This window comes from Syntrophomonas sp. UBA5494 (genome assembly GCF_002426325.1).
Genome location: NZ_DIPG01000139.1, coordinates 24,585 through 25,068 on the forward strand (window position 1 = coordinate 24,585; position 484 = coordinate 25,068).

1 protein-coding gene is annotated in these 484 nt (G+C 51.4%); it reads right to left on the reverse strand.

The window, feature by feature from the left end; genetic code table 11:
- Nucleotides 1-163 precede the first annotated feature (163 nt).
- Nucleotides 164-484 (reverse strand): flavin reductase family protein (locus tag B3W37_RS15660; RefSeq protein WP_483176372.1); only part of this gene is annotated, 321 nt, incomplete at its 5' end.

The following is a 484-nucleotide window of genomic DNA, read 5'->3' on the forward strand; positions in this document are numbered from 1 at the left end:
GCCCCGACGTTAGGAGCGGGCCTCAGGGCTGGGTGTTTACGTGTTATGCCGGAAAAACTCAGCGTCATTCATAATATTCAGTGTCTAATTGGCTAATTAAGAGAACGGTTCCGATCAGCTCGAAACCGTTCTCGGTATTTTTCAATAGATAACTATATGCACATTAAACACCGGGTGGCAGCTTATCTTCCATCAAAGCGCGAAGATTTACCGTGTTTCCGTCCACCACAAAGGTGCCGTCCCCATTGGCGTGAAATGTCCGGCGTTCTTTCCGTTCCTGATCGATCCAGGCACGTACGCCCTGCAAAACAAAAATGCCATGGGGTTCCAGATAGTCAGTCACGCGGCACTCCAGACAGGCAAGGCACTCCGAAATCAGCGGAGCTTTTACATCGGCCGCCGGTAATGCAGTCAGGCCAAATTTCTGGAACTTGTCTATCTCTGCGCCGGAGCAGCTGCCGATACCGACTACCTTTTCCGCCAG